The sequence below is a fragment of the Synechococcus sp. R55.2 genome (assembly GCF_047462075.1).
GTDB lineage: Bacteria > Cyanobacteriota > Cyanobacteriia > Thermostichales > Thermostichaceae > Thermostichus.
Window position 1 is genome coordinate 5,001 of the sequence record NZ_JANSIH010000132.1, and the last position, 2,392, is coordinate 7,392.

2 protein-coding genes (1 of these 2 running past the window's edge) are annotated in these 2,392 nt (G+C 58.5%); both read right to left on the reverse strand.

The genetic code is table 11. The features are described from left to right. Nucleotides 1–480, reverse strand: the 5' portion of a protein-coding gene (locus NW838_RS05060; RefSeq protein WP_414358434.1) for a bifunctional folylpolyglutamate synthase/dihydrofolate synthase. Its footprint begins 837 nt before the window's first position; 480 of the gene's 1,317 nt are visible here — the first part of the coding sequence; it begins with the start codon at nucleotides 478–480; the stop codon falls past the left edge of the window. Between the two features lie 61 nt (nucleotides 481–541). Next, nucleotides 542–2,122 carry a phosphoglycerate dehydrogenase gene (serA, locus tag NW838_RS05065; protein ID WP_414332254.1) on the reverse strand — a complete coding sequence of 527 codons (1,581 nt, stop codon included), beginning with the start codon at nucleotides 2,120–2,122 and terminating at the stop codon, nucleotides 542–544. Between the last annotated feature and the right edge of the window lie 270 nt (nucleotides 2,123–2,392).

Here is a 2,392-nt window from a genome sequence, read left to right on the forward strand (position 1 = left end):
CAGCCGCCCCCCCAGGCCCACTTCTATCACTGCCACATCCACCTTTTGCCGGCGGAAGTACAGCCAAGCGGCAGCGGTGATAACCTCAAACTGGGTGGGAGAAGCCTCGTCAGGGGCATAGGTTTGTAGGCAGTCTCGCACCTGGGCCAGCGCTTGGCTCCAGTCGTTGGCGGAAATGTATTCCCCGTTCAGCCAAATCCGTTCCCGCCAATCTACTAAATGAGGAGAGGTGTAACGACCCACACGATAGCCTGCCGCCCACAACACGTGGCTGACCCAGGCACAGACAGATCCTTTGCCGTTGGTGCCGGCTACGTGGATGGCCGGGATCCCAGCTTGGGGCTGTCCTAGACGCTGCAGCAAGACTTGCATGCGTTCCAGACTGAGATCCACACCAAAATGGCCCAGGGACTCCAGAAAGGCCGGCCAATCCCAGTCTGGGATCTGGGACAGGGTTAGGGACAAGTTGCTCTGGTTCAAGCAAAGACTCCGTCTTGCCAGGGTAGGTGAGATTTGGGATTTTTTCTAGGGATCAACAATTCTAGAGGTTCACTACAAAAGCGTCACGGATGCCCGGCTGCTTGAGCACCTCTTCCAGGATCCCATCCGGCAGGGGATCGTCCAAGCTGAGCACCATCACTGCATCGCCGCGGATGATCTTGCGCCCCACCTGCATGCTGGCGATGTTGACATTGTAGGCTCCCAGCAGGGTGCCAATCCGTCCGATGATTCCCGGCATATCCCGGTGCAGGGTCATCAGCATGTTGGCGGAAGGGGGCACATTCACCGGGAACTCGTCGATCTGGGTAATCCGCACCTCTCGCTCCCCAATCAACGCCCCCGAAACCGAGCGGATCCCATTGGGGCCATGGGCAATCAACGTCAGGGATCCGGAATAATCTTTCAAAGAGGGATCTCGAGTTTCCACCACCCGAATGCCCCGTTCTTTGGCCTCGATGGAGGCGTTGACGTAGTTGACCCGCTCCCGCAGCGCCAGCGTCAAAAGCCCTTTGAGAGCGGCAATGACGATCGGCTGACCATCTTTTTCTGCCAGATCTCCCTGCAGGCGGATCTCCAACTGGTTGACGCGATCCCCCGCCAATTGGCCAACCAAGTTGCCCAGGGTTTCGGCCAAGTCCAGGTAGGGTCTGAGGTTTTGCAGCACCTCTGCCTGTAGGCCGGGGATGTTCACGGCAGAGCGGGCCGGCAGCCCCAGCAACACATCGCGGATCTGCTCGGCCACATCGATGGCCACGTTCACCTGGGCTTCTTCGGTGGAGGCCCCCAAGTGGGGAGTGAGCAGGACTTCCTTGCCCAGAGAAAACAGCGGAGAGTCCTTCAGGGGCTCGTTGGCAAATACATCCAAAGCCGCTCCGGCAATTTGACCGGATTTCAGGGCTTCGTACAGGGCTTGTTCATCCACCAAACCGCCACGGGCGCAGTTGATCAGGCGGGCGGTCGGCTTCATCATGCGGAAGGTTTCGGCGTTGAACAGGTTGGTGGTTTCAGGGGTTTTGGGAACGTGCAAGGTGATGTAGTCCGATTCCTGCACCAAAGTTGTGAAGTCCACCAGGCGCACCCCCAGTTGCTCTGCCCGCTCCACGGACAGATAGGGGTCATAGGCCAGCAGCTTCATCCCCATCGCCTTGGCAATCTGGGCCACATGGGATCCAATCCGACCCAATCCGACAATCCCCAGCGTTTTTTTGTAGACTTCTACGCCGACAAACTCTTGCCGATTCCACAGGCCCGATTTCAGAGAGGCATTGGCATCAGGTATGTGGCGGGAGAGGGCCATCATTAAGGCAATGGCGTGCTCGGCAGCGGCAATGGTGTTGCCCTCTGGGGAGTTGACCACCAGGATCCCGGCTTTGGTTGCGGCAGGCACATCGATGTTGTCAACGCCAACGCCCGCCCGCCCGATGATCTTCAAGTTCGTCCCCGCCTCGATCACCTCTCGGGTAACCCGTGTACCGGAGCGCACCATGATGGCATCGTAGTTGGGGATGACCGCGATCAACTGCTCTGGGGTGAGCTGAGTTTGCACATCCACCTGAGCGACTTGGGAGAGAATGTCGATCCCCGCCTGATCGATGGGATCTGTGACGATGACTCTGGGCATAAGCAGCGCTGGTCTAGTGGGATGGAGGGCAGTAAGAAGCAGGGATTAGCGCAAGTTGAGGTGGATCTCACCGGCTGAGCCAAACTTTGACCCAACCCCAACCGGCACACCTTAATCTACCGCGAAAGTCCGCCGGTCAGTCGAAGGCTCGCTTCTGTGGAAAGCTGCCAGCTCCCAAAGGTTCTGAAGGCCGACAAACCCATCGAGCTGGCTCGGAGGAGAAATGGGCGCACTAGGACAGGGATCCCACCGGGGCAAGATATTTTCCGT

Excerpts from the sequence above, each read along its gene's own strand:
- serA (WP_414332254.1), bottom strand. The coding sequence starts at position 2,122 with ATGCCCAGAGTCATCGTCACAGATCCCATCGATCAGGCGGGGATCGAC.